Source organism: Klebsiella sp. PL-2018 (assembly GCF_019048985.1).
Taxonomy (GTDB): Bacteria; Pseudomonadota; Gammaproteobacteria; order Enterobacterales; family Enterobacteriaceae; genus Klebsiella; species Klebsiella michiganensis.
In genome coordinates, this window is record NZ_CP077673.1 from 961153 (window position 1) to 986498 (window position 25346).

Genomic DNA, 25346 nt, shown 5'->3' on the forward strand with positions numbered 1-25346 from the left:
CCATTTATTCCACGGTTTAATTAGCCCATAAAAGGATTAGCGTATTTATTTGTATTATTTTGTTACATTCAGCGGGTGAGTTGCTGAATTAACACTCATTTCCTCGCTATTATGGTAGCGATAAGCGCTGTACCCCGCAGTAAGAGTGCCTCTCCTGTGAAAACTGGTGCTGTTAACGGTCATCAGAATGGCCTAAAATGCCGCTCGCGTCGCAAACTGACACTTTATATTTTCCCTTCGAAGATATTTTGCTGCTTTAACTGTTACAAGTTTGTTGGTTGTTTTCTTACCGATATTCATAACGTTAATTTGCCTCGTTTGTTGGTTGATTTTTCCTCAGGGCGAATATCGGCTGTAAATAATGGGTTTTTGAGCTCTGTTGGCATCCGTGCTGGCTTGACAAGCTTTTCCTCCGCTCCGTAAACTCCTTCTTGTGGGAATTTGTGGGGTAAAGTGGCGAAAAGGGGTGAGGCTGGCATGTTCCGTGGGGCAACGTTAGTCAATCTCGACAGTAAAGGCCGTCTGGCCGTACCGACGCGCTACCGCGACGGGCTGATCGAGAACGCTTCCGGTCAATTGGTATGCACCATTGACATCCATCACCCGTGCCTGCTGCTTTACCCTTTGCCTGAATGGGAAATCATCGAGCAAAAATTATCGCGTTTATCGAGCATGAACCCCACCGAGCGGCGCGTACAGCGTTTGCTTCTGGGACATGCCAGCGAATGTCAGATGGATAGCGCCGGGAGGCTATTAATCGCCCCGGTGCTGCGGCAACACGCCGGGCTGACAAAAGAAGTGATGCTGGTCGGGCAGTTCAATAAGTTTGAGCTGTGGGACGAAACGACCTGGTATCAACGGGTCAAGGAAGATATCGACGCTGAGCAGTCCGCTTCCGGGGAACTGTCGGAGCGCCTGCAGGATTTGTCTTTGTAAAATGATGGAAAATTATAAACACACTACGGTACTTCTGGATGAAGCCGTTAACGGCCTGAATATTCGTCCTGACGGTATCTACATTGATGGTACCTTTGGCCGCGGCGGCCACTCGCGCCTGATTCTCTCCCAGCTGGGAGCGGAGGGACGCCTGCTGGCGATCGATCGCGACCCGCAGGCTATCGCCGTCGCGAAAACTATCGATGATCCCCGCTTTTCCATCGTTCATGGTCCTTTTTCTCAGCTGGCCGACTATGTTGGCGAGCGCAATCTAACCGGCAAGATCGACGGTATTCTGCTCGATCTTGGCGTCTCCTCACCGCAGCTGGATGACGCTGAACGTGGCTTCTCTTTTATGCGCGATGGTCCGCTGGATATGCGCATGGATCCGACGCGCGGCCAGTCAGCCGCTGAATGGCTACAAACCGCCGACGAAGCCGATATTGCCTGGGTCATCAAAACCTTCGGCGAAGAGCGCTTTGGTAAACGCATTGCCCGCGCCATCGTCGAACGCAACCGCGTGGAACCGATGACGCGTACCAAAGAGCTGGCGGAGGTCGTTGCGGCGGCGACGCCGGTGAAAGATAAATTCAAACATCCCGCGACCCGTACCTTCCAGGCGGTGCGCATTTGGGTGAACAGTGAACTGGAGGAGATAGAGCAGGCGCTAAAAAGCTCGCTCAGCGTGCTGGCCCCGGGCGGGCGGCTCTCAATCATCAGTTTCCACTCGCTGGAAGACCGTATTGTGAAACGCTTTATGCGCGAGCAAAGCCGTGGTCCGCAGGTTCCGGCAGGGTTACCGATGACCGAAGAGCAGCTTAAAAAACTGGGCGGCCGTGAGCTAAGAGCATTAGGCAAGTTGATGCCGGGCGAAAAAGAGGTAGCTGAAAATCCTCGTGCCCGTAGTTCAGTTCTGCGTATTGCAGAGAGGACGAACGCATGATCGGCAGAGTGACAGAAGCCCTAAGCAAGGTGAAAGGGTCGATAGGAAGCAACGAGCGCCATGCTTTGCCTGGCGTGATCGGAGACGACCTTCTGCGGTTTGGGAAGCTGCCACTCTGCCTGTTCATTTGCATCATTATTACGGCGATTACGGTGGTGACAACGGCGCACCATACTCGCCTCTTAACCGCGCAGCGCGAACAGCTGGTGCTGGAACGCGACGCGCTGGATATTGAATGGCGCAACCTGATCCTCGAAGAAAATGCTCTCGGCGATCACAGTCGGGTTGAGCGGATCGCGACCGAGAAGCTGCAGATGCAGCACGTCGATCCATCACAAGAAAATATCGTTGTACAGAAATAAGGATTATTGCGACGCATGAAAGCAGCGCCGAAAACGCCAAAAGCAAAACGTCAGGAAGAACAGGCCAACTTTATCAGTTGGCGTTTTGCGTTGCTGTGCGGCTGTATTCTGCTGGCGCTGGGCTTCCTGCTGGGCCGCGTGGCCTGGCTACAGGTGATTAGCCCGGACATGCTGGTACGCCAGGGCGATATGCGTTCTCTGCGCGTGCAGGAAGTCTCTACCGCGCGCGGAATGATAACCGATCGTTCCGGCCGCCCGCTGGCGGTGAGCGTGCCGGTAAAAGCTATCTGGGCTGACCCGAAAGAGCTGCATGAAGCCGGGGGCGTGACCCTGGACAACCGCTGGAAGGCGCTGGCCGATGCGCTGAATATGCCGCTGGATCAGCTGGCATCGCGCATCAATACCAATCCACGGATGCGTTTTATCTATCTGGCGCGTCAGGTGAACCCTGATATGGCCGACTACATCCGTAAATTGAAGCTGCCGGGGATTCATCTGCGGGAAGAGTCCCGCCGCTACTATCCGTCTGGCGAAGTAACCGCTCACCTCATTGGCTTCACTAACGTCGATAGCCAGGGGATTGAGGGCGTAGAGAAGAGCTTTGATAAGTGGCTTACCGGCCAGCCCGGCGAGCGTATCGTGCGTAAAGACCGCTATGGTCGGGTAATCGAAGATATTTCGTCCACCGATAGCCAGGCCGCGCATAACCTGGCGCTGAGCATTGACGAACGCCTGCAGGCGCTGGTGTATCGCGAGCTGAATAATGCGGTGGCGTTCAACAAAGCGGAGTCAGGTACCGCGGTTCTGGTCGACGTTAACACCGGCGAAGTGCTGGCGATGGCCAACAGCCCGTCGTACAACCCGAATAATTTCGCGGGTACCTCCAAAGATACGATGCGTAACCGCGCCATTACCGACGTGTTTGAGCCGGGTTCAACGGTGAAGCCGATGGTGGTGATGACGGCGCTTCAGCGCGGCATTGTTAACGAAAATACCGTACTGAACACCATTCCCTATCGAATTAACGGCCACGAAATCAAAGACGTGGCGCGCTACAGCGAATTGACCCTGACCGGGGTACTACAGAAGTCGAGTAACGTCGGTGTTTCTAAGCTGGCGTTAGCGATGCCGTCCTCAGCGTTAGTAGATACTTACTCACGTTTTGGACTCGGAAAAGCGACCAATTTGGGGTTGGTCGGAGAACGCAGTGGCTTATACCCTCAAAAACAACGGTGGTCTGACATAGAGAGGGCCACCTTTTCTTTCGGCTATGGGCTAATGGTAACCCCGTTACAGTTAGCGCGAGTCTACGCAACGATCGGCAGCTACGGCATCTATCGCCCGCTGTCGATTACCAAAGTTGATCCACCGGTTCCGGGCGAGCGCGTCTTCCCGGAATCACTCGTTCGTACCGTTGTTCATATGATGGAAAGCGTGGCGCTGCCCGGCGGCGGCGGCGTGAAGGCGGCGATCAAAGGCTATCGCATCGCCATTAAAACCGGTACGGCGAAAAAAGTAGGGCCCGACGGCCGCTACATCAACAAATACATTGCTTACACCGCAGGCGTTGCGCCCGCCAGCCATCCGCGCTTTGCGCTGGTGGTGGTGATCAACGATCCGCAGGCGGGTAAATACTACGGCGGCGCCGTTTCCGCGCCGGTCTTCGGTGCCATCATGGGCGGCGTACTGCGCACCATGAACATTGAACCGGATGCGCTGGCAACGGCTGAAAAAAGTGAATTAGTGATTAATCAAGGCGAGGGAACAGGTGGCAGATCGTAATTTGCGCGACCTTCTCGCTCCGTGGGTGCCAAATGCGCCGGAGCGAATTCTGCGAGAAATGACGCTGGACAGCCGGGTGGCTGCTTCTGGCGATCTTTTTATCGCGGTTTTAGGTCATCAGGCGGACGGGCGTCGTTATATCCCGCAGGCGATAGCGCAAGGTGTTGCTGCCATTATTGCTGAGGCCAAAGATGAGGCCCATGACGGCGAAATCCGTGAAATGCACGGTGTGCCGGTTATCTATCTGAGCCAACTCAACGAGCGCTTATCCGCGCTGGCCGGGCGTTTTTACCATCAGCCTTCGGAACAACTGCGCCTGGTGGGCGTCACCGGGACTAACGGCAAGACCACCACGACACAGCTGCTGGCGCAGTGGGCGCAGCTGCTGGGGGAAACCAGCGCGGTAATGGGAACCGTAGGCAATGGCCTGCTGGAGAAAGTTATCCCAACGGAAAACACCACCGGTTCGGCCGTTGATGTTCAACACGTACTCTCTGGCCTGGCAGGGCAGGGGGCGACGTTCGCCGCGATGGAAGTCTCTTCCCACGGGCTGGTGCAGCATCGCGTAGCCGCGCTGCAGTTTGCCGCCTCGGTCTTCACCAACCTGAGCCGCGATCACCTCGATTACCACGGTGATATGGAACATTACGAAGCGGCGAAATGGCTGCTCTACTCAACCCACCATTGCGGGCAGGCGATTGTTAATGCGGACGATGAAGTCGGTCGCCGCTGGCTGGCGAAGCTGCCGGATGCGGTTGCCGTATCGATGGAAGATCACATTAACCCGAACTGCCGGGGCCGCTGGCTCAAAGCGACCGCCGTGAGCTATCACGATAGCGGCGCCACCATACAGTTTGCCTCCAGCTGGGGGAACGGCGAGATCGAAAGCCGCCTGATGGGCGCCTTTAACGTCAGCAATCTGCTGCTGGCCTTAGCCACCCTGCTGGCGCTGGGCTATCCGCTTGCCGATCTGCTGAAAACCGCCGCGCGCCTGCAGCCGGTATGCGGGCGTATGGAAGTGTTCGCCGCGCCGGGTAAACCGACCGTGGTCGTTGATTACGCCCACACGCCTGATGCGCTGGAAAAAGCGCTGCAGGCGGCGCGTCTGCACTGTCGCGGTAAACTGTGGTGCGTATTTGGCTGCGGCGGGGATCGCGACAAAGGCAAGCGCCCGCTGATGGGCGCTATCGCCGAAGAGTTTGCCGATATCGTGGTTGTCACCGACGACAACCCGCGCACCGAAGAGCCGCGGGCGATTATCAATGACATTCTGGCCGGCATGCTGGACGCGGGCCATGCCAGGGCGGTGGAAGGTCGTGCGGAAGCGGTCACTAATGCGGTGATGCAGGCGAAAGAAAACGACGTCGTTCTGGTGGCGGGCAAAGGCCACGAGGACTATCAAATCGTCGGCAATCGCCGACTCGATTACTCTGACCGCGTCACCGTAGCGCGTCTGCTGGGGGCGGTAGCATGATTCGCTTGACTCTCAGCCAGCTCGCCGGCATCACGCATGGCGAGCTGCACGGCCGCGATGTGGCGATTGATGACGTCACCTCCGATACCCGAAAAATCACGGCGGGCTGCCTGTTCGTGGCGCTAAAAGGCGAGCGCTTTGATGCGCATGACTTTGCCGAACAGGCGAAAGCTGCCGGCGCGGGCGCACTGTTGGTCAGCCGTCAGCTGGCCTGCGATCTACCGCAGGTGGTGGTGAAGGATACGCGTCTGGCGTTTGGCGAACTGGCCGCGTGGGTGCGTCAGCAGGTGCCGGCGCGCGTGGTCGCGCTGACCGGATCTTCCGGAAAAACCTCGGTTAAAGAGATGACCGCGGCGATTCTGAGCCAGTGCGGCAATACGCTGTATACCGCAGGTAACCTGAACAACGATATCGGCGTGCCGATGACGCTGCTGCGTCTCACCAAAGAACATGACTACGCGGTCATCGAGTTAGGCGCTAATCACCAGGGGGAAATTGCCTGGACCGTTAGTCTGACCCGTCCCGAAGCCGCGTTAGTGAATAACCTGGCCGCCGCGCACCTGGAAGGCTTTGGCTCTCTGGAAGGCGTGGCGAAAGCCAAGGGCGAAATTTACACCGGTCTACCGCTCAACGGCATCGCGATTATGAACGCCGACAATAATGACTGGCTGAACTGGCAAAGCGTGATTGGCGAGCGTAAAACCTGGCGTTTTTCGCCGAACGCCGCCCACAGTGATTTCACGGCAACCAACGTTCATGTGACCTCGCACGGGACTGAATTTACTCTGCAGACCCCAACGGGCAGCGTTGATGTACTGCTACCGCTGCCGGGGCGCCATAACATCGCCAACGCGCTGGCTGCCGCGGCGCTGTCAATGGCGGTGGGGGCGACGCATGAGGCGATCAAAGCGGGTCTGAAAGATCTGAAAGCGGTACCGGGGCGGTTATTCCCGATTCAGCTGACCGACAGCCAGCTGCTGCTGGATGATTCCTATAACGCCAACGTCGGCTCGCTGACCGCCGCGGTACAGGTGCTGTCTGAGATGCCGGGCTACCGGGTACTGGTCGTCGGCGATATGGCCGAACTCGGCGCGGAAAGCCAGGCGTGCCATCGTCAGGTGGGCGAAGCGGCAAAAGCGGCCGGGCTCGATCGCGTACTGAGCGTCGGTACGTTGAGCGCAGAGATCAGCGGCGCCAGCGGCGTTGGCGAACATTTTAGCGAGAAGGCCACGCTGGTGACCCGCCTGCGCGAGCTCACCGCAGAACATAAAATTATGACCATTTTAGTGAAGGGTTCACGTAGTGCCGCCATGGAAGTGGTAGTACGCGCATTACAGGAGAACGGAACATGTTAGTATGGCTGGCCGAACATTTGGTCAAATATTATTCAGGCTTTAACGTCTTTTCCTACCTGACGTTTCGCGCCATTGTCAGCCTGCTGACCGCGCTGTTCATCTCTCTGTGGATGGGCCCGCGCATGATCGCCCGTCTGCAAAAACTCTCCTTTGGCCAGGTTGTACGTAACGATGGCCCGGAATCTCACTTTAGTAAGCGCGGTACGCCGACCATGGGCGGGATCATGATCCTGACCGCCATTGTTGTCTCCGTTCTGCTGTGGGCCTATCCATCTAACCCCTACGTCTGGTGCGTGCTGACGGTACTGGTGGGCTACGGCATCATCGGCTTCGTTGATGACTACCGTAAAGTGGTTCGTAAAGATACCAAGGGTCTGATTGCCCGCTGGAAATACTTCTGGATGTCGGTGATTGCGCTGGGCGTCGCCTTTGCGCTGTATATGGCGGGTAAAGATACGCCGGCGACTCAGCTGGTGGTGCCGTTCTTTAAAGACGTGATGCCGCAGCTGGGCCTGTTCTACGTCCTGCTGGCCTATTTCGTTATCGTCGGGACCGGTAATGCGGTCAACCTGACCGACGGCCTTGATGGGCTGGCGATTATGCCAACCGTATTCGTTGCCGCCGGCTTCGCGCTGGTTGCCTGGGCGACCGGGAACATGAATTTCGCCAACTACCTGCATATCCCTTATTTGCGTCACGCCGGTGAACTGGTGATCGTCTGTACAGCGATTGTCGGCGCGGGCCTGGGCTTCCTGTGGTTTAACACCTATCCGGCACAGGTCTTTATGGGCGATGTGGGTTCGCTGGCACTCGGCGGCGCGCTGGGGATTATCGCCGTGCTGCTGCGCCAGGAATTCCTGCTGGTGATTATGGGCGGTGTATTTGTGGTGGAAACGCTCTCGGTGATTCTGCAGGTCGGCTCCTTCAAGCTGCGCGGTCAGCGCATCTTCCGCATGGCGCCGATTCACCATCACTATGAACTGAAAGGCTGGCCGGAACCGCGCGTTATCGTGCGTTTCTGGATTATTTCGCTGATGCTGGTGCTGATTGGCCTGGCGACGCTGAAGGTACGTTAATCATGGCAGATTATCAGGGTAAAAAAGTCGTCATTATTGGGCTGGGTATGACCGGCCTGTCATGCGTGGACTTTTTCATGGCTCGCGGCGTGACGCCGCGGGTGATGGATACCCGCGTTGCGCCGGCGGGGCTGGATAAGCTGCCGGAAGCCGTTGAGCGCTATGTCGGCGGTCTGAACGAAGACTGGCTGTTGACGGCGGACCTGATTGTTGCCAGCCCTGGCATCGCGCTGGCGCATCCTTCCCTGAGCGCCGCGGCGGATGCGGGAGTAGAAATTGTCGGCGATATCGAACTGTTCTGCCGCGAGGCGCAGGCGCCGATTATTGCGATCACCGGTTCCAACGGTAAAAGCACCGTGACTTCCCTTGTGGGAGAAATGGCGAAAGCGGCGGGGTTGAACGTTGGCGTCGGGGGCAATATTGGCCTGCCGGCGCTGATGCTGCTGGATGCTGAGCGCGAACTCTATGTCCTGGAGCTTTCCAGCTTCCAGCTGGAAACCACCTCCAGCCTGCGGGCGGCCGCGGCGACGATCCTTAACGTCACCGAAGATCATATGGACCGCTATCCGCTGGGGCTTCAGCAGTACCGCGCCGCCAAACTGCGCGTTTATGAGAACGCCCGGGCCTGTATCGTTAATGCCGACGATGCGTTAACCATGCCGGTACGCGGCGCTGACGATCGCTGCATCAGCTTCGGCGTTGACGTTGGTGACTATCACCTGAACCGCCAGCAGGGAGAAACCTGGCTGCGCGTCAAAGGCGAGAAAGTGCTCAACGTCAAAGAGATGAAGATTAGCGGCCAGCATAACTACAGTAACGCGCTTGCGGCCCTGGCTCTGGCGGACGCGGCGGGTCTGCCGCGCGCCAGTAGCCTGAAAGCGCTGACCACATTCACCGGGCTGGCGCATCGTTTCCAACTGGTGCTGGAGCACAACGGCGTGCGCTGGATCAACGATTCTAAAGCCACCAACGTCGGCAGTACTGAAGCGGCGCTCAATGGGCTGCATCTTGATGGAACGCTCTATCTGCTGCTGGGCGGCGATGGGAAATCCGCTGATTTCACGCCGTTAAGCCGTTACCTGACCGGCGACAACGTTCGCCTGTACTGCTTCGGCCGCGACGGCGCGCAGCTGGCGGCCCTTCGCCCGGACGTCGCCGTGCAAACGGAAACCATGGAGCAGGCGATGCGCCAGATTGCGCCGCAGGTTGTCGCGGGTGATATGGTGCTGCTGTCTCCCGCGTGCGCCAGCCTCGATCAGTTTAAAAACTTTGAACAACGCGGCGACATCTTTGCTCGCCTGGCGAAGGAGTTAGGTTGATGCGTTTATCACTCCCGCGCCTGAAAATGCCACGGCTGAGACTGCCGCGTCTGCCGGGAATGTTTATTTTCGCATGGCTGTTCGCCGCGCTGAAAGGCTGGGTGATGGGCTCGCGGCAAAAAGATACTGATAGCCTGGTGATGTATGACCGGATGCTGCTGTGGCTGACCTTTGGCCTGGCCGCAATCGGCTTCATTATGGTGACCTCGGCGTCGATGCCGGTAGGCCAGCGTCTGGCGAACGATCCGTTTCTGTTTGCCAAGCGCGATGGCTTATACATTCTGCTGGCGCTAGGGCTGGCGATGGTGACGCTGCGCCTGCCGATGGAGTTCTGGCAGCGCCACAGTACCGCGATGCTGATCGCCTCTATCGTCATGCTGCTGATTGTTCTGGTGGTCGGCAGCTCGGTTAACGGGGCGTCGCGCTGGATTGCGCTGGGGCCGCTGCGTATCCAGCCTGCGGAGTTTACCAAGCTGTCGCTGTTCTGCTACATCGCCAACTACCTCGTGCGTAAAGGCGACGAAGTGCGTAACAACCTGCGCGGCTTCTTAAAGCCGATGGGCGTGATTTTCGTACTGGCGATTTTACTGCTGGCGCAGCCTGACCTCGGTACCGTCGTCGTGCTGTTTGTGACCACCCTGGCCATGCTGTTCCTGGCGGGAGCCAAGCTGTGGCAGTTCATCGCCATTATCGGGATGGGGCTTTCGGCGGTCGTACTGCTGATTCTGGCTGAACCGTACCGTATCCGCCGCGTGACCTCTTTCTGGAACCCGTGGGAAGATCCGTTCGGCAGCGGCTACCAGCTAACCCAGTCGCTGATGGCCTTTGGTCGCGGCGAAATGTGGGGGCAGGGCCTGGGCAATTCGGTCCAGAAGCTGGAGTATTTGCCCGAGGCGCACACCGATTTCATCTTCGCCATTATCGGTGAAGAGCTCGGTTATATCGGTGTGGTACTCGCACTTTTAATGGTATTCTTCGTCGCTTTTCGCGCCATGTCCATTGGCCGCAAAGCGCTGGAGATTGACCACCGTTTCTCCGGATTTCTGGCCTGCGCCATTGGGATCTGGTTTAGCTTTCAGGCGCTGGTTAACGTCGGCGCGGCGGCGGGGATGCTGCCAACCAAAGGCCTGACGCTGCCGCTGATCAGTTACGGCGGTTCGAGCCTGCTGATTATGTCGACGGCGATCATGTTGCTGTTACGAATTGATTATGAAACGCGTCTGGAAAAAGCCCAGGCGTTTACACGGGGTGTTCGATGAGCGGTCAGGAAAAGCGCTTAATGGTGATGGCAGGCGGTACCGGCGGACACGTGTTCCCGGGACTGGCGGTTGCGCACCATTTAATGGACCAGGGCTGGCAGGTCCGCTGGCTGGGTACCGCGGATCGTATGGAAGCGGATTTAGTGCCGAAGCACGGCATTGAAATTGATTTCATTCAGATATCCGGCCTGCGCGGCAAGGGCCTGAAGGCGCAGATGCTGGCGCCGGTGCGTATTTTCAACGCCTGGCGTCAGGCGCGAGCGATTATGCAGCGTTTTCAGCCGGACGTGGTGCTGGGCATGGGCGGCTATGTTTCCGGACCCGGCGGTCTGGCGGCATGGTCGCTGGGGATCCCGGTTGTCCTGCATGAACAGAACGGGATTGCCGGCCTGACGAATAAATGGCTGGCGAAAATTGCCAAAAAGGTCATGCAGGCATTTCCCGGCGCTTTCCCGCATGCCGACGTTGTTGGCAACCCGGTTCGTACCGATGTGCTGGCGCTGCCGCTGCCGGAACAGCGGTTAGTCGGGCGTCAGGGGCCGATTCGCGTATTGGTCGTCGGCGGCTCGCAGGGCGCGCGCGTGCTCAATCAGACGATGCCGCAGGTGGCGGCGAAGCTGGGTTCTGCTGTCACCATCTGGCACCAGAGCGGTAAAGGGGGCCAGGAGAGCGTACAGCAGGCTTATTCCGACGCCGGCCAGCCGCAGCACAAAGTCACCGAATTTATTGACGACATGGCGGCGGCTTATGCCTGGGCCGATGTTGTCGTATGTCGTTCCGGGGCGCTGACGGTGAGCGAAATTGCCGCCGCGGGTTTACCGGCGCTGTTTGTGCCTTTTCAGCACAAAGATCGTCAGCAGTACTGGAATGCGCTGCCGTTAGAGAAGGCAGGGGCAGCGAAGATCCTTGAGCAGCCGCAGTTTACCGTGGAGGCCGTCGCGCAAACCTTGGCGGGTTGGGATCGCGAGACGCTGCTGGATATGGCGGAGCGAGCGCGCAGAGCCTCGATTCCGGACGCGACCGAACGGGTAGCAGAAGAAGTGAGCGCCGCAGCACTGGCGCGTTAATCGCGGTGATGATCACCGTCCGAATAAAGAAGTTGATGGCGTAAAGAATGAATACACAAGATCTGGCAAAACTGCGTTCCATAGTGCCCGAGATGCGTCGCGTCCGGCACATTCACTTTGTTGGCATTGGCGGTGCCGGCATGGGCGGTATTGCCGAAGTTCTGGCCAACGAAGGTTATCAGATTAGCGGCTCCGACCTGGCGCCGAATCCGGTGACCCAGCAGTTGACTCAGCTTGGCGCCACTATTTATTTCAACCATCGCCCTGAAAACGTGCGCGATGCGAGCGTTGTCGTGGTTTCCAGCGCGATTTCTGCGGATAACCCGGAAATCGTCGCCGCCCACGAAGCGCGTATTCCGGTTATTCGCCGCGCCGAGATGCTGGCGGAGCTGATGCGTTTTCGCCACGGTATTGCCATTGCCGGCACGCACGGAAAGACCACAACCACGGCGATGGTCTCGAGCATTTACGCTGAAGCCGGGCTGGATCCTACCTTCGTGAACGGTGGTCTGGTCAAAGCCGCTGGCGTGCACGCGCGCCTTGGCCATAGTCGTTACCTGATTGCCGAAGCGGACGAAAGCGACGCCTCGTTCCTGCATTTACAGCCGATGGTCGCTATCGTGACCAATATCGAAGCCGATCATATGGATACCTACCACGGCGACTTCGAAAACCTGAAGCAGACGTTTATTAACTTCCTGCACAATCTGCCGTTCTACGGACGCGCGGTGATGTGCGTGGACGATCCGGTGATTCGTGAACTGCTGCCGCGCGTTGGCCGCCAGCTCACCACCTACGGATTTAGCGATGATGCCGACGTTCGCGTGGAAGAGTATCGTCAGGTTGGCGCTCAGGGCCATTTCCGTCTGGTTCGCCAGGATAAAGAGGTCATTCAGGTGACGCTGAACGCACCGGGTCGCCACAACGCGCTGAACGCGGCGGCGGCGGTGGCCGTTGCCACGGAAGAGGGCATTGATGATGACGCTATTTTGCGCGCGCTGGAAAGCTTCCAGGGCACCGGCCGTCGCTTTGATTTCCTTGGCGAATACCCCTTAGCTGAAGTTAACGGTAAAGAGGGTACCGCGATGCTGATCGATGATTATGGTCATCATCCTACGGAAGTGGATGCCACCATCAAAGCGGCGCGAGCGGGCTGGCCGGATAAAAACCTGGTGATGCTGTTTCAGCCGCACCGTTTTACCCGTACGCGCGATCTGTACGATGATTTCGCCAACGTGCTGACCCAGGTTGACGCGCTGCTGATGCTGGACGTTTATTCCGCGGGCGAAGCCGCTATTCCTGGCGCCGACAGCCGCTCGCTGTGCCGTACGATTCGCGGCCGCGGTAAAGTCGACCCGATTCTGGTTTCCGACCCGGCGCAGGCGGCAGAGATGCTGGCTTCAGTATTGACCGGCAACGATCTGGTGCTGGTTCAGGGGGCGGGAAATATCGGTAAAATCGCCCGTCACCTGGCGGAAATCAAATTGCAGCCGCAAAAATCGCAGGAGGAGCGCCATGGCTGATAAAATCGCGGTCCTCTTTGGCGGAACCTCCGCTGAACGTGAAGTCTCTCTCAATTCAGGTTCGGCGGTGATCGCCGGCCTGCGCGAAGCCGGGGTCGATGCGCACCCGGTCGACCCGCGCGACGTGGATATTACCCAATTGAAAAATATGGGTTTTCAGAAAGCGTTTATTGCCTTGCACGGTCGCGGCGGTGAAGATGGTACGTTGCAGGGTCTGCTGGAGCTGATTCAACTCCCCTATACCGGCAGCGGCGTGATGGCTTCCGCTATCTCAATGGATAAGCTGCGCAGCAAACTGCTGTGGCAGGGCGCCGGGCTGCCGGTTGCGCCGTGGGTTGCGCTAACGCGTAAACAGTTTACCGCGGGGCTTTCCGCTGAGGTAGAACAGCAGATTTCCGCCCTCGGACTGCCGTTGATTGTTAAACCCAGTCGCGAAGGATCCAGCGTCGGTATGTCCAAAGTCAGCGAAAGTTGTGCATTACAAAATGCATTGGCGCTGGCTTTTCAGCATGATGACGAAGTTCTGATTGAAAAATGGCTCAGTGGGCCGGAATTTACCGTCGCTATCGTCGGAGAAGAAATTTTACCGTCAATACGTATCCAGGCGGCTGGAACCTTCTATGATTATGAAGCAAAGTATCTCTCTGATGAAACGCAATATTTCTGCCCTGGCCTGGAAGATTCCGCGCGCGAGGCAGAAATCCAGGCTCTGGTGCAAAAAGCCTGGGATAGTCTTGGCTGTTACGGCTGGGGGCGAATTGATGTGATGCTGGACAGCGATGGCCAGTTTTATCTGCTGGAAGCAAACACCTCTCCTGGCATGACCAGCCATAGCCTGGTGCCCATGGCGGCGCGTCAGGCAGGGATGAGCTTCTCGCAGCTTGTTGTACGAATTCTGGACCTGGCGGGGTGATATGTCGCAGGCTGCGCTGAATACGCGGAACCACGAAGAGGAAGACGAAATCTCTTCGCGTCGAAGTAATGGCTCTCGTCTGGCGGGTATCTTCTTCCTGCTGGCGGTGCTCTGTACCGTGCTGGTCAGCGGATGGATGGTTCTGGGCTGGATGGAAGATGCACAGCGGTTACCGCTGTCAAAGATGGTGGTCACCGGTGAGCGTCACTACACGCGCAACGATGATATCCGTCAGGCGATTCTGGCATTAGGGTCGCCGGGCACCTTTATGACGCAGGACGTCAACATTATTCAAAGCCAGATTGAACGTCTGCCGTGGATTAAGCAGGCGAGCGTCAGAAAGCAGTGGCCGGACGAATTGAAGATTCATCTGGTTGAATATGTGCCGATAGCGCGCTGGAATGATCAGCATATGGTAGACGTGGACGGAAATTCTTTCAGCGTGCCGTCAGATCGCACCAGTAAACAGAATTTACCGATGTTGTACGGCCCGGAAGGCAGTGAGAACGAAGTCCTTCAGGGATACCGCGACATGGGGCAGGTGCTGGCAAAGGATAAATTCACGTTGAAAGTAGCGGCAATGACCGCGCGTCGCTCCTGGCAGTTGACGCTTAATAACGACATTAAGCTCAACCTTGGCCGGGGTGACACCATGAAACGGCTTCAGCGCTTTATGGAACTCTACCCGGTTCTTCAGCAGCAGGCGCAGACCGACGGCAAACGGATAAGCTACGTTGATTTGCGTTATGACTCGGGAGCGGCAGTCGGTTGGGTACCGGCTCCTGTAGAGGAAACTCAACAACAACAGAATCAGGCACAGGCAGAACAACAATGATCAAGGCGACGGACAGAAAACTGGTAGTTGGACTGGAGATTGGCACCGCTAAGGTTGCCGCTTTAGTAGGGGAAGTTCTGCCCGACGGTATGATTAATATCATTGGCGTGGGCAGTTGCCCATCGCGTGGTATGGATAAAGGCGGAGTGAACGACCTGGAATCCGTGGTGAAATGCGTGCAGCGCGCCATTGACCAGGCCGAACTGATGGCGGATTGCCAGATCTCGTCAGTCTATCTGGCGCTTTCAGGCAAACATATCAGCTGTCAAAATGAAATCGGTATGGTGCCGATTTCTGAAGAAGAAGTGACGCAGGACGACGTAGAGAACGTGGTACATACCGCGAAATCGGTTCGCGTGCGCGACGAGCATCGCGTTCTGCACGTTATCCCGCAGGAGTACGCCATCGACTACCAGGAGGGGATTAAAAACCCCGTAGGACTGTCTGGCGTACGCATGCAGGCGAAAGTGCATTTGATTACCTGCCATAACGATATGGCAAAAAATATTGTCAAAGCGGTGGAACGTTGCGGTCTGAAAGTCGACCAGCTTATTTTCGCCGGTTTAGCCGCCAGCTATTCCGTATTAACGGAAGACGAACGTGAACTGGGTGTCTGCGTGGTGGATATCGGCGGTGGTACAATGGATATTGCGGTCTATACCGGCGGCGCGCTGCGTCATACCAAAGTGATCCCGTACGCGGGCAACGTGGTGACCAGCGATATTGCCTACGCTTTCGGTACGCCGCCGAGCGACGCAGAAGCCATTAAAGTGCGTCACGGCTGTGCGCTGGGTTCCATCGTTGGTAAAGACGAGAACGTGGAAGTCCCCAGCGTGGGCGGGCGTCCGCCTCGTAGTCTGCAGCGTCAGACGCTGGCCGAGGTGATTGAGCCACGTTATACCGAATTGCTCAACCTGGTGAATGAAGAGATCCTGCAGCTGCAGGAACAGCTCCGTCAACAAGGTGTGAAGCACCACCTGGCGGCTGGCATTGTATTAACCGGCGGTGCGGCGCAAATTGAAGGACTTGCCGCCTGTGCGCAGCGCGTATTCCATACGCAGGTGAGAATTGGCGCGCCGCTGAATATTACCGGATTAACGGATTATGCCCAGGAGCCGTATTACTCGACGGCGGTTGGGCTGCTGCACTACGGGAAGGAATCTCATCTCAGTGGTGAAGCAGAGGTGGAAAAACGCGTAACGGTCGGGTCGTGGATCAAACGACTCAACAGTTGGTTGCGAAAAGAGTTTTAATTTTTTAAGAGAACGCAGAAAATTAGCGTTCTCAGGCGACAGGCACAACGGAGAGAGAAATTATGTTTGAACCTATGGAACTGACCAACGACGCGGTGATTAAAGTCATCGGCGTCGGCGGCGGCGGCGGTAACGCCGTTGAGCACATGGTGCGCGAGCGCATTGAGGGTGTTGAATTTTTCGCGGTGAACACCGACGCGCAGGCTCTGCGCAAAACGGCTGTTGGCCAGACTATCCAGATCGGTAGCGGTATTACCAAAGGTCTGGGCGCAGGCGCAAACCCGGAAGTCGGCCGTAACGCGGCGGATGAAGACCGTGAAGCGCTGCGTGCCGCCCTTGACGGCGCCGATATGGTGTTTATCGCAGCCGGCATGGGCGGCGGTACCGGAACCGGTGCTGCGCCAGTGGTGGCTGAAGTTGCAAAAGATTTAGGTATCCTCACCGTTGCCGTGGTGACTAAGCCGTTCAATTTTGAAGGCAAGAAGCGCATGGCGTTCGCTGAGCAGGGCATCACCGAGCTGTCCAAGCATGTGGATTCGCTGATCACCATCCCGAACGACAAGCTGCTGAAGGTTCTCGGCCGCGGCATTTCTCTGCTCGACGCTTTCGGTGCGGCCAACGACGTGCTGAAAGGCGCGGTGCAGGGTATCGCTGAGCTGATCACCCGCCCAGGCCTGATGAACGTCGACTTTGCGGACGTGCGTACAGTGATGTCTGAAATGGGCTACGCCATGATGGGCTCCGGCGTGGCGAGCGGTGAAGACCGTGCGGAAGAAGCGGCTGAAATGGCGATCTCTTCTCCGCTGCTGGAAGATATCGATCTGTCCGGCGCGCGTGGCGTTCTGGTCAACATCACTGCGGGCTTCGACCTGCGTCTGGATGAGTTCGAGACCGTAGGTAACACTATCCGCGCATTTGCTTCGGATAACGCCACCGTGGTTATCGGTACCTCTCTGGACCCGGATATGAACGACGAGCTGCGCGTCACCGTCGTTGCTACCGGTATCGGTATGGACAAACGTCCGGAAATCACCCTGGTCACCAACAAACAGGTGCAGCAGCCGGTGATGGATCGTTACCAGCAGCACGGTATGTCTCCACTGACGCAAGAGCAGAAACCGGCCGCAAAAGTGGTCAACGACAATACGCCGCAGGCCGCGAAAGAGCCAGATTATCTGGATATTCCAGCCTTCCTGCGTAAGCAGGCCGATTAAGAATTGGCTGGAAGTTGGGCATCTGCGCTCTTTGTGCTAAACTGGCCTGCCGAATGTATAGTACACTTCGGTTGGATAGGTAACTTGGCGAGATTATACGATGATCAAACAAAGGACTCTTAAACGTATCGTTCAGGCGACTGGCGTCGGTTTGCATACCGGCAAGAAAGTCACCCTGACGTTACGCCCTGCGCCGGCAAATACCGGGGTCATCTATCGTCGCACCGACTTGAATCCACCGGTTGATTTTCCGGCTGATGCCAAATCTGTGCGTGATACCATGCTCTGTACTTGCCTGGTCAATGAGCATGACGTGCGGATATCGACGGTTGAGCACCTCAATGCCGCGCTGGCTGGCTTGGGTATCGACAACATTATTATTGAAGTCGATGCGCCGGAAGTCCCAATTATGGACGGTAGTGCGGCTCCGTTCGTTTATCTGTTGCTGGATGCCGGCATCGATGAACTGAACTGCGCTAAGAAATTTGTGCGTATCAAAGAGACAGTTCGCGTTGAAGATGGCGATAAATGGGCCGAATTCAAACCGTATAATGGTTTTTCACTGGACTTCACCATTGATTTTAACCATCCGGCGATTGACTCCAGCAGCCAGCGCTACGCAATGAACTTCTCGGCTGATGCGTTTATGCGCCAGATTAGCCGCGCGCGTACCTTCGGTTTTATGCGTGATATCGAATATCTGCAGTCCCGCGGCCTGTGCCTGGGCGGCAGCTTCGATTGTGCCATCGTTGTTGACGATTATCGCGTACTGAACGAAGACGGTTTGCGCTTTGAAGATGAGTTTGTCCGTCACAAAATGCTGGATGCCATTGGCGACCTCTTTATGTGTGGTCACAACATTATCGGCGCATTTACGGCGTACAAATCCGGTCACGCGTTGAATAACAAACTGCTGCAGGCTGTTCTGGCAAAACAGGAAGCCTGGGAGTATGTGACCTTCGAGGACGACGCAGAAATGCCGCTGGCGTTCCGCGCCCCGACGCTGGTTCTGGCATAAGTCAGACCCGGCAGTAAATTCGACTGGTAACCTGGTACTCTCTCCGGCCAGGGAGCCAGTCGTTTTCTTTTTTATATTCCCGCTGAGTCCTGCTTTGATTTTTAACTGCATTTTTTGCGCGTTCGTTCCTTTTTTAAACGTTTTTCCCCCGCCTGAGACCTCATTCCTGCTGCCGTGACGGCGTATTAATGTTAGTATTTGGACGCAAAATATTTCTTAGGGTTGCTACCAACAAAAGGTAACGTAAGTGAGTGGATTGCTGACGCGCTGGCGACAGTTTGGCAGACGGTATTTCTGGCCGCATCTCCTGTTGGGGATGGTCGCGGCTAGCCTCGGCCTGCCTGCGCTTAGCAATGGTCATGAGCATGAGACCGCGTCACCCGCTAAAACGACGTCCAGCAACCATAATCCTGCTAAAGTTAATTTTTCTCAGCTAGCGCTGCTGGAATCTTCCAGTCGTCGGCCCAATTTCACGGTTGATTACTGGCATCAGCACGCCATTCGTACGGTCATTCGCCACCTCTCTTTTGCGATGGCCCCGCAGGCGCTGCCGGTAGCGGAAGAGTCTTCACCGCTTCAGGCGCAGCATCTGGCCCTTCTCGACACGCTTAGCGCGCTGTTGACGCAGGAGAGTAAACCTCCGGCCATTGTTCATCTGGCGGCATATAACCCCTCTATTTCCCACTGCGCGTTTCGCGTCTGTACCTGGATTAGCCAGGTGGCCGGCATACGCGCAGGGCCTCAACGTCTCAGCTAAACCAAAAACGGACCATTCTATTTTTTTGTGACTCCGCACCGCGGGGCGTTTGAGATTTTATTATGCTAATCAAATTATTAACTAAAGTATTCGGTAGTCGTAACGACCGTACGCTGCGTCGTATGCGCAAAGCCGTCAACGTGATCAACGCCATGGAACCGTCCATGGAAAAACTGTCCGACGACGAACTGAAAGGGAAAACCGCTGAGTTCCGCGCTCGCCTGGAAAAAGGCGAAGCCCTGGAGAGCCTGATCCCGGAAGCCTTTGCCGTCGTGCGTGAAGCCAGTAAACGCGTCTTCGGCATGCGTCACTTTGACGTTCAGCTGCTGGGCGGCATGGTTCTCAACGACCGCTGTATTGCAGAAATGCGTACCGGTGAAGGTAAAACGCTGACCGCAACTCTGCCTGCCTATCTGAATGCGCTGACCGGTAAAGGCGTTCACGTGGTGACCGTCAACGACTATCTGGCGCAGCGTGATGCCGAGAACAACCGCCCGCTGTTTGAATTCCTGGGGATGACCGTTGGCATTAACATGTCCGGCCTGCCTGCGCCGGCCAAGCGTGAAGCCTACGCAGCCGATATTACTTACGGTACCAACAACGAATACGGCTTTGACTATCTGCGCGACAATATGGCCTTCAGTCCTGAAGAGCGCGTACAGCGCAAACTGCACTATGCGCTGGTGGATGAAGTCGACTCCATTCTGATCGATGAAGCGCGTACCCCGCTTATTATTTCCGGCCCGGCTGAAGACAGCTCGGAAATGTATAAGAAGGTGAACAAGATCATTCCGCACCTGGTGCGTCAGGATAAAGAAGACTCCGAGACCTTTACCGGCGAAGGGCACTTCTCCGTCGATGAGAAAGCGCGTCAGGTAAACCTGACCGAACGCGGCCTGGTGTTGATTGAAGAGCTGCTGGTGAATGAAGGTATTATGGAAGAAGGCGAGTCGCTGTACTCACCGACCAATATCATGCTGATGCACCACGTGACCGCCGCGCTGCGCGCGCATGTGCTGTTCACCCGCGATGTTGATTACATCGTGAAAGATGGCGAAGTGATCATCGTCGACGAACACACCGGCCGTACGATGCAGGGGCGCCGCTGGTCCGATGGCCTGCACCAGGCCGTTGAAGCGAAAGAAGGCGTTGATATTCAGAACGAGAACCAGACGCTGGCTTCAATTACCTTCCAGAACTATTTCCGCCTGTACGAGAAGCTGGCAGGGATGACCGGTACCGCCGATACCGAAGCGTTTGAATTTAGCTCAATCTATAAGCTGGATACCGTTGTGGTTCCGACCAACCGTCCGATGATTCGTAAAGACATGGCGGACCTGGTCTATATGACCGAAGCGGAAAAAATTCAGGCCATTATCGAAGATATTAAGCAGCGTACCGCCGCGGGTCAGCCGGTGCTGGTGGGTACCATTTCTATCGAAAAATCAGAAGTGGTCTCTAATGAATTAACGAAGGCGGGCATCAAGCACAACGTGCTGAACGCGAAATTCCACGCCAGCGAAGCGGACATCGTTGCGCAGGCGGGCTATCCGTCTGCGGTAACCATTGCGACCAACATGGCCGGCCGTGGTACCGACATTATGCTTGGCGGTAGCTGGCAGGCCGAGGTCGCCCAGCTGGAAGACCCGACTCCAGAACAGATTGCGCAGATCAAAGCCGACTGGCAGGTTCGTCACGATGCGGTACTGGCTGCGGGCGGTTTGCATATCATCGGCACCGAACGCCATGAATCCCGCCGTATTGATAACCAGCTCCGCGGTCGTTCAGGCCGTCAGGGGGACGCCGGTTCTTCCCGTTTCTATCTGTCGATGGAAGATGCCCTGATGCGTATCTTCGCGTCTGACCGCGTGTCCGGCATGATGCGTAAACTGGGTATGAAGCCGGGTGAGGCTATCGAGCATCCGTGGGTGACCAAAGCGATTGCCAACGCGCAGCGTAAAGTCGAGAGCCGCAACTTCGATATTCGTAAGCAGCTGCTGGAATATGACGATGTGGCTAACGATCAGCGTCGCGCTATTTACACCCAGCGTAATGAGCTGCTCGACGTGACCGACGTGAGCGAGACGATTAACAGCATTCGTGAAGACGTATTTAAAGCGACCATCGATGCCCATATTCCTCCGCAGTCTCTGGAAGAGATGTGGGATATTGAAGGCCTGCAGGAGCGTCTGAAAAATGACTTCGACCTCGAGCTGCCGCTCAAAGAGTGGCTGGATAAAGAGCCGGAGCTTCATGAAGAAACGCTGCGTGAGCGCATTCTGCAGAGCGCCATTGAAACCTATCAGCGTAAGGAAGAAGTGGTTGGCGCTGAGATGATGCGTCACTTTGAAAAAGGCGTCATGCTGCAAACGCTGGACTCCCTGTGGAAAGAGCACCTGGCGGCGATGGACTACCTGCGTCAGGGGATCCACCTGCGCGGCTATGCGCAGAAAGATCCGAAGCAGGAATATAAGCGTGAATCTTTCTCCATGTTCGCTTCAATGCTGGAATCCCTGAAATATGAAGTGATCAGTACCCTGAGCAAAGTTCAGGTGCGGATGCCGGAAGAGGTTGAGGCGATGGAGCAGCAGCGTCGTGAAGAAGCTGAGCGTCTGGCGCAGATGCAGCAGCTGAGCCATCAGGACGATGATAGCGCAGCCGCGGCCGCGCTGGCTGAACAAACCGGCGAGCGTAAAGTGGGTCGTAACGATCCTTGCCCGTGCGGTTCTGGCAAAAAATACAAGCAGTGCCACGGTCGCCTGAGCTAAGCTTTTACAATATTGAATACCAGGGCGCAGATATCTGCGCCTTTTTTATGGAATGAAGACAATGAAAACGCTGCAAATTTCAGTGGGTATTATCCGTAATTCGCAAGGGGAGATTTTTATCACTCAGCGGGCCGCCGATGCGCATATGGCGAACAAGCTTGAATTCCCGGGCGGTAAAATTGAAGAGAGCGAGTCGTCCGAACAGGCCTTAGTACGCGAGCTGCAGGAAGAGGTCGGCATTACAGCCAAAGCTTACAGCCTGTTTGATAAGCTGGAGTACCAGTTTCCCGATCGCCATATCACGCTATGGTTCTGGCTGGTGAACAGCTGGGAAGGCGAGCCGTGGGGGAAAGAAGGGCAGCCGGGCCGCTGGATTGCGCAGAGCGCGCTCGTTGCTGAGGATTTTCCGCCGGCAAACGAACCCGTCATTACGAAGTTAATTCAAGGTTCTCTGATCGGGTAGGGGGCGCCTGCATCCGGCAAATCAGGGCGGGCCTGTACATGCCCGCCCGAAATCCGTTACTCTTTTTCTTCGCTCCAGCCGTCGCTATCTGACAGATCGCTGCTGCTTGGGATACGTTTCTCTTCCGCTGCCCATTCGCCTAAATCGATAAGCTGACAGCGTTTGGAGCAGAACGGGCGATGCGGGCTCTGCTCATTCCAGACTACAATTTTGCCGCAGGTTGGGCAGTTGACGGTTATCTCTTCTGACATATTGACTCCTTAACAGCAGGCCAGTTCAAAATCAAAACGCTCCGGCACGATGCCGTGCTCGCTGTCCAGCGGCATAAAGCGGATGGCAAAGCGGCTCTTGTGGCCTGATATTTGGGGGTAGAGCTGGCTGGCAAGATCCAACCGCAGACGCAGCAGATCGGCATCTTCGCCGTTGTCCTGATAAAAACCGTTCAGGCTGGTCTGCTTACGGAAGGGGGCCGAGTTACGGATGAGATCGAGAATGAGCATCAGCGATTGCGTCAGCGGTTCCAGGCTGGCCAGCCACTTACCGACCTGCTCATCGCGATATTCCTGCGGCATATGCAGCCAGATGTGCAGCGTCGGAAGATCGAAGCTACAGCAGCCGCCCGGGATACTCAGGCGTTGGCGTACCAGGGCGATCAGGCGATCCTCTCGCAGGTACTGGCCGATACGCGGCGCCGACATTAACGTACTGCCTGATTGCTTCAGCTGCTGACGCAGTTCGTTGATACGATCCTGATCAACCCCAGGGACTTCCGCCCAGGATTGCAGCTTCCTCTGTTGGCGATCCAGCTCTTTCATCAGATCGGTACGTACTTCACCGCGTTCAAAAACATCTAAAAGATCGCCGATATTGCGGAAAAAATGCAGCGCATCCGCATGGCTGGTAATGGCGGGATGTACGGTCAGCTGCTGGAGCAAAAACTCAATACGCAGCCAGGTGCGCATTTTTTCATTAAGCGGATGTTCAAATAGAACAGGGGTAGACATTACGGTTTTTCCTGTGAGGCGGCCTGCGCTGCCAGCTGTTGATACTTTGCATGCAGGCGGGCGACAGCTGATGCGATGGCATCAGGTGAACCCATATTTTCAATAACATCATCCGCAACGGCAAGGCGCTGTTCGCGCGTTGCCTGAGCGGCAAGAATATGTTCCGCATGTTGCCGACTGACCCGATCGCGAAGCATCGTGCGCGCTATCTGCGTCTCTTTCGGCACATCGACAACAAGGACCCGATCGGCTTTGGCGGACAAACGGTTTTCGACCAGTAAAGGTACAACCCAGAGAATATAAGACGAGGTGGCAAGCTGCATCTGGCGACGCGTTTCCTGCTGAATTTGCGGGTGCAGCAGCGCGTTTAGCCAGTTCTTATCCTCTGCATGAGCGAAAATATGTTCACGCAGAGCGCGACGGTTAAGGGTGCCATCTTTATTCAGGATCTGCGGACCGAAGCGTTGAGCAATCGCGTTTAGCCCCGGAGTACCGGGCTCGACCACCTGGCGCGCGATAATGTCAGCATCAATAACGTTAACCCCGAGGTGTGAGAATGCGTCGGCTACGGTACTTTTACCGCTACCGATGCCGCCTGTTAACGCTACCGTGTATGTCATACACCTCAATCCTGAAACTGACTACATGCACATTTTTCAATAACAGAGCCGTGATTTACGACGCGACGACGCCACTGCGACAGTGGTTTTATCGACGTGATATCAACCAATAAATGGCTGTCACCACGTACCCTGGTTCTTTTTGCGCATGTAAATCAAATGGTTAAAAATGATACGCCTGCGATGGGATATCGCAAATTCGCTTTTGGCTGTTCACCAGGTAAATTTATACGATTGTAGCGTAAAAAAAGTGAAAATCGCAGTCTTGCGCGGCCATGATTCGTGCGTATGATAACGTCACTGGAGTTGTGCTCTCACAATAATGCAATTAACCCCAGGAATTCGCACATGCGTATTGAAGAAGATTTGAAGCTTGGTTTTAAAGACGTTCTTATCCGCCCGAAACGTTCTACCCTCAAAAGCCGTTCTGACGTACAGCTGGAACGTGAATTCACTTTCAAACATTCTGGCCAGACCTGGTCTGGTGTGCCGATCATTGCTGCTAACATGGACACCGTTGGCACGTTTGCCATGGCTAAAGCCCTGGCTTCATTTGGCGTTTTGACCGCCGTACATAAGCATTACAGCGTGGAACAGTGGCAGGCGTTTGTTCAGAGCGTATCGGCAGATGTCGTGCAGCACGTCATGGTCTCTACCGGCACCTCCGATGCGGATTTTGAAAAAACAAAACAGATTCTGAGCCAAAATCCGCAGCTTAGCTTTGTGTGCATTGACGTGGCGAATGGCTATTCAGAGCACTTCGTGCAGTTTGTCGCGAAAGCCCGCGAAGCCTGGCCGCAGAAAACCATTATTGCGGGCAACGTTGTGACCGGCGAAATGTGCGAAGAGCTGATTCTTTCGGGGGCTGATATCGTTAAGGTGGGTATCGGTCCGGGCTCCGTATGTACAACCCGCGTGAAAACCGGCGTCGGCTATCCGCAGCTTTCCGCAGTGATTGAGTGTGCCGATGCGGCGCACGGCCTGGGCGGGCAGATTATCAGCGACGGCGGATGTACTATGCCGGGCGATGTGGCTAAAGCCTTCGGCGGCGGCGCGGATTTCGTGATGCTTGGCGGTATGCTGGCCGGTCACGAAGAGAGCGGCGGTACCGTGGTTGAAGAAAACGGCGAAAAATTCATGCTGTTCTACGGCATGAGCTCGGAGTCGGCGATGACCCGTCACGTTGGCGGCGTAGCCCAGTACCGTGCGGCTGAAGGCAAAACCGTTAAGCTGCCTCTGCGCGGCCCGGTTGAAAACACCGCGCGCGATATTCTTGGCGGCCTGCGTTCCGCATGCACCTACGTAGGTGCTTCGCGGCTGAAAGAACTGACTAAACGCACGACTTTTATTCGCGTACAGGAACAAGAGAACCGCGTGTTCAACAGCCTGTAATGCCGTTCGCTGG

General features: G+C 56.2%; 23 protein-coding genes. 20 read left to right on the plus strand and 3 right to left on the minus strand.

Features of this window, described 5'->3' with window-relative positions:
- Window positions 1–477: 477 nt before the first annotated feature.
- From mraZ to mutT, 19 genes are all read left to right on the plus strand, one after another.
- Window positions 478–936 (plus strand): division/cell wall cluster transcriptional repressor MraZ, encoded by a 459-nt coding sequence (gene mraZ / locus MKleb_RS04500; protein WP_009654608.1) that lies wholly within the window; start codon window positions 478–480, stop codon window positions 934–936.
- Window position 937: 1 nt separating this feature from the next.
- Window positions 938–1879: a 16S rRNA (cytosine(1402)-N(4))-methyltransferase RsmH gene (gene rsmH, locus MKleb_RS04505; RefSeq protein ID WP_004098579.1), complete on the plus strand. Its 942-nt coding sequence runs from the start codon at window positions 938–940 to the stop codon at window positions 1877–1879.
- Window positions 1876–2241: a cell division protein FtsL gene (ftsL, locus tag MKleb_RS04510; RefSeq protein ID WP_002888550.1), complete on the plus strand. Its 366-nt coding sequence runs from the start codon at window positions 1876–1878 to the stop codon at window positions 2239–2241. Before rsmH ends, ftsL begins: the two co-directional genes overlap by 4 nt.
- Before the next feature lie 15 nt (window positions 2242–2256).
- Window positions 2257–4023 (plus strand): peptidoglycan glycosyltransferase FtsI, encoded by a 1767-nt coding sequence (locus MKleb_RS04515; RefSeq protein WP_004098582.1) that lies wholly within the window; start codon window positions 2257–2259, stop codon window positions 4021–4023.
- Window positions 4010–5497: a UDP-N-acetylmuramoyl-L-alanyl-D-glutamate--2,6-diaminopimelate ligase gene (gene murE / locus MKleb_RS04520; RefSeq protein WP_004098583.1), complete on the plus strand. Its 1488-nt coding sequence runs from the start codon at window positions 4010–4012 to the stop codon at window positions 5495–5497. The genes MKleb_RS04515 and murE overlap by 14 nt, the downstream gene beginning before the upstream one ends.
- A complete protein-coding gene (gene murF / locus MKleb_RS04525) occupies window positions 5494–6852 on the plus strand; it encodes a UDP-N-acetylmuramoyl-tripeptide--D-alanyl-D-alanine ligase (RefSeq protein WP_163586168.1) in 1359 nt (452 codons plus the stop codon). Before murE ends, murF begins: the two co-directional genes overlap by 4 nt.
- On the plus strand, window positions 6846–7928 hold the full coding sequence (gene mraY / locus MKleb_RS04530) for a phospho-N-acetylmuramoyl-pentapeptide-transferase (RefSeq protein WP_004098585.1): 1083 nt from the start codon (window positions 6846–6848) through the stop codon (window positions 7926–7928). The genes murF and mraY overlap by 7 nt, the downstream gene beginning before the upstream one ends.
- 2 nt (window positions 7929–7930) lie before the next feature.
- Window positions 7931–9247, plus strand: coding sequence for a UDP-N-acetylmuramoyl-L-alanine--D-glutamate ligase (gene murD, locus MKleb_RS04535; protein WP_025106491.1), 1317 nt, complete (start codon window positions 7931–7933; stop codon window positions 9245–9247).
- Window positions 9247–10506, plus strand: coding sequence for a cell division protein FtsW (gene ftsW, locus MKleb_RS04540; RefSeq protein WP_004098587.1), 1260 nt, complete (start codon window positions 9247–9249; stop codon window positions 10504–10506). Before murD ends, ftsW begins: the two co-directional genes overlap by 1 nt.
- A complete protein-coding gene (gene murG, locus MKleb_RS04545) occupies window positions 10503–11573 on the plus strand; it encodes an undecaprenyldiphospho-muramoylpentapeptide beta-N-acetylglucosaminyltransferase (RefSeq protein ID WP_014837405.1) in 1071 nt (356 codons plus the stop codon). The genes ftsW and murG overlap by 4 nt, the downstream gene beginning before the upstream one ends.
- Window positions 11574–11620: 47 nt before the next feature.
- Entirely contained in the window at window positions 11621–13096 is a 1476-nt protein-coding gene (gene murC, locus MKleb_RS04550; protein ID WP_014227921.1) for a UDP-N-acetylmuramate--L-alanine ligase, read from the plus strand.
- Window positions 13089–14009, plus strand: coding sequence for a D-alanine--D-alanine ligase (locus MKleb_RS04555; protein ID WP_046877801.1), 921 nt, complete (start codon window positions 13089–13091; stop codon window positions 14007–14009). The genes murC and MKleb_RS04555 overlap by 8 nt, the downstream gene beginning before the upstream one ends.
- A 1-nt stretch (window position 14010) precedes the next feature.
- The gene (gene ftsQ, locus MKleb_RS04560) at window positions 14011–14844 is read left to right on the plus strand and encodes a cell division protein FtsQ (RefSeq protein ID WP_217076499.1); all 834 of its coding nucleotides are present in this window, start codon (window positions 14011–14013) and stop codon (window positions 14842–14844) included.
- Window positions 14841–16097, plus strand: a complete 1257-nt coding sequence (gene ftsA / locus MKleb_RS04565; protein ID WP_004098594.1) for a cell division protein FtsA — start codon at window positions 14841–14843, stop codon at window positions 16095–16097. Before ftsQ ends, ftsA begins: the two co-directional genes overlap by 4 nt.
- A 62-nt stretch (window positions 16098–16159) precedes the next feature.
- Window positions 16160–17311, plus strand: a complete 1152-nt coding sequence (gene ftsZ, locus MKleb_RS04570; protein WP_004098597.1) for a cell division protein FtsZ — start codon at window positions 16160–16162, stop codon at window positions 17309–17311.
- Window positions 17312–17411: 100 nt separating this feature from the next.
- Entirely contained in the window at window positions 17412–18329 is a 918-nt protein-coding gene (gene lpxC, locus MKleb_RS04575) for a UDP-3-O-acyl-N-acetylglucosamine deacetylase (RefSeq protein ID WP_004098599.1), read from the plus strand.
- Window positions 18330–18576: 247 nt separating this feature from the next.
- Entirely contained in the window at window positions 18577–19086 is a 510-nt protein-coding gene (gene secM / locus MKleb_RS04580) for a secA translation cis-regulator SecM (protein ID WP_014837406.1), read from the plus strand.
- A 62-nt stretch (window positions 19087–19148) separates the two neighbouring features.
- On the plus strand, window positions 19149–21854 hold the full coding sequence (gene secA / locus MKleb_RS04585) for a preprotein translocase subunit SecA (protein WP_004098603.1): 2706 nt from the start codon (window positions 19149–19151) through the stop codon (window positions 21852–21854).
- 61 nt (window positions 21855–21915) lie between these two features.
- Window positions 21916–22317 carry an 8-oxo-dGTP diphosphatase MutT gene (mutT, locus tag MKleb_RS04590; protein ID WP_025106494.1) on the plus strand — a complete coding sequence of 134 codons (402 nt, stop codon included), beginning with the start codon at window positions 21916–21918 and terminating at the stop codon, window positions 22315–22317.
- 56 nt (window positions 22318–22373) lie between these two features.
- Here mutT and yacG read toward each other — a convergent pair whose 3' ends face one another.
- Genes yacG through coaE form a run of 3 tightly spaced genes read right to left on the minus strand, consistent with a single transcriptional unit; the run spans window position 22374 to window position 23941 of the window.
- Window positions 22374–22568, minus strand: a complete 195-nt coding sequence (gene yacG, locus MKleb_RS04595) for a DNA gyrase inhibitor YacG (protein ID WP_004098607.1) — start codon at window positions 22566–22568, stop codon at window positions 22374–22376.
- A 9-nt stretch (window positions 22569–22577) separates the two neighbouring features.
- Window positions 22578–23321 carry a cell division protein ZapD gene (gene zapD, locus MKleb_RS04600; RefSeq protein ID WP_014227927.1) on the minus strand — a complete coding sequence of 248 codons (744 nt, stop codon included), beginning with the start codon at window positions 23319–23321 and terminating at the stop codon, window positions 22578–22580.
- Window positions 23321–23941: a dephospho-CoA kinase gene (gene coaE / locus MKleb_RS04605; protein ID WP_004098610.1), complete on the minus strand. Its 621-nt coding sequence runs from the start codon at window positions 23939–23941 to the stop codon at window positions 23321–23323. The genes zapD and coaE overlap by 1 nt, the downstream gene beginning before the upstream one ends.
- A gap of 348 nt (window positions 23942–24289) precedes the next feature.
- On the opposite strand from coaE, the gene MKleb_RS04610 reads away from it, so the two are divergent.
- On the plus strand, window positions 24290–25333 hold the full coding sequence (locus tag MKleb_RS04610) for a GMP reductase (protein WP_032747983.1): 1044 nt from the start codon (window positions 24290–24292) through the stop codon (window positions 25331–25333).
- Window positions 25334–25346 lie beyond the last annotated feature (13 nt).

What these genes read in the sequence shown, in the direction of transcription:
- mraZ (WP_009654608.1), top strand. Translation starts at nt 478, where the DNA reads ATGTTCCGTGGGGCAACGTTAGTCAATCTCGACAGTAAAGGCCGTCTG.
- rsmH (WP_004098579.1), top strand. Translation starts at nt 938, where the DNA reads ATGATGGAAAATTATAAACACACTACGGTACTTCTGGATGAAGCCGTT.
- ftsL (WP_002888550.1), top strand. Translation starts at nt 1,876, where the DNA reads ATGATCGGCAGAGTGACAGAAGCCCTAAGCAAGGTGAAAGGGTCGATA.
- MKleb_RS04515 (WP_004098582.1), top strand. Translation starts at nt 2,257, where the DNA reads ATGAAAGCAGCGCCGAAAACGCCAAAAGCAAAACGTCAGGAAGAACAG.
- murF (WP_163586168.1), top strand. Translation starts at nt 5,494, where the DNA reads ATGATTCGCTTGACTCTCAGCCAGCTCGCCGGCATCACGCATGGCGAG.
- mraY (WP_004098585.1), top strand. Translation starts at nt 6,846, where the DNA reads ATGTTAGTATGGCTGGCCGAACATTTGGTCAAATATTATTCAGGCTTT.
- murD (WP_025106491.1), top strand. Translation starts at nt 7,931, where the DNA reads ATGGCAGATTATCAGGGTAAAAAAGTCGTCATTATTGGGCTGGGTATG.
- ftsW (WP_004098587.1), top strand. Translation starts at nt 9,247, where the DNA reads ATGCGTTTATCACTCCCGCGCCTGAAAATGCCACGGCTGAGACTGCCG.
- murG (WP_014837405.1), top strand. Translation starts at nt 10,503, where the DNA reads ATGAGCGGTCAGGAAAAGCGCTTAATGGTGATGGCAGGCGGTACCGGC.
- murC (WP_014227921.1), top strand. Translation starts at nt 11,621, where the DNA reads ATGAATACACAAGATCTGGCAAAACTGCGTTCCATAGTGCCCGAGATG.
- MKleb_RS04555 (WP_046877801.1), top strand. Translation starts at nt 13,089, where the DNA reads ATGGCTGATAAAATCGCGGTCCTCTTTGGCGGAACCTCCGCTGAACGT.
- ftsQ (WP_217076499.1), top strand. Translation starts at nt 14,011, where the DNA reads ATGTCGCAGGCTGCGCTGAATACGCGGAACCACGAAGAGGAAGACGAA.
- ftsA (WP_004098594.1), top strand. Translation starts at nt 14,841, where the DNA reads ATGATCAAGGCGACGGACAGAAAACTGGTAGTTGGACTGGAGATTGGC.
- ftsZ (WP_004098597.1), top strand. Translation starts at nt 16,160, where the DNA reads ATGTTTGAACCTATGGAACTGACCAACGACGCGGTGATTAAAGTCATC.
- lpxC (WP_004098599.1), top strand. Translation starts at nt 17,412, where the DNA reads ATGATCAAACAAAGGACTCTTAAACGTATCGTTCAGGCGACTGGCGTC.
- secA (WP_004098603.1), top strand. Translation starts at nt 19,149, where the DNA reads ATGCTAATCAAATTATTAACTAAAGTATTCGGTAGTCGTAACGACCGT.
- mutT (WP_025106494.1), top strand. Translation starts at nt 21,916, where the DNA reads ATGAAAACGCTGCAAATTTCAGTGGGTATTATCCGTAATTCGCAAGGG.
- yacG (WP_004098607.1), bottom strand. Translation starts at nt 22,568, where the DNA reads ATGTCAGAAGAGATAACCGTCAACTGCCCAACCTGCGGCAAAATTGTA.
- zapD (WP_014227927.1), bottom strand. Translation starts at nt 23,321, where the DNA reads ATGTCTACCCCTGTTCTATTTGAACATCCGCTTAATGAAAAAATGCGC.
- coaE (WP_004098610.1), bottom strand. Translation starts at nt 23,941, where the DNA reads ATGACATACACGGTAGCGTTAACAGGCGGCATCGGTAGCGGTAAAAGT.
- MKleb_RS04610 (WP_032747983.1), top strand. Translation starts at nt 24,290, where the DNA reads ATGCGTATTGAAGAAGATTTGAAGCTTGGTTTTAAAGACGTTCTTATC.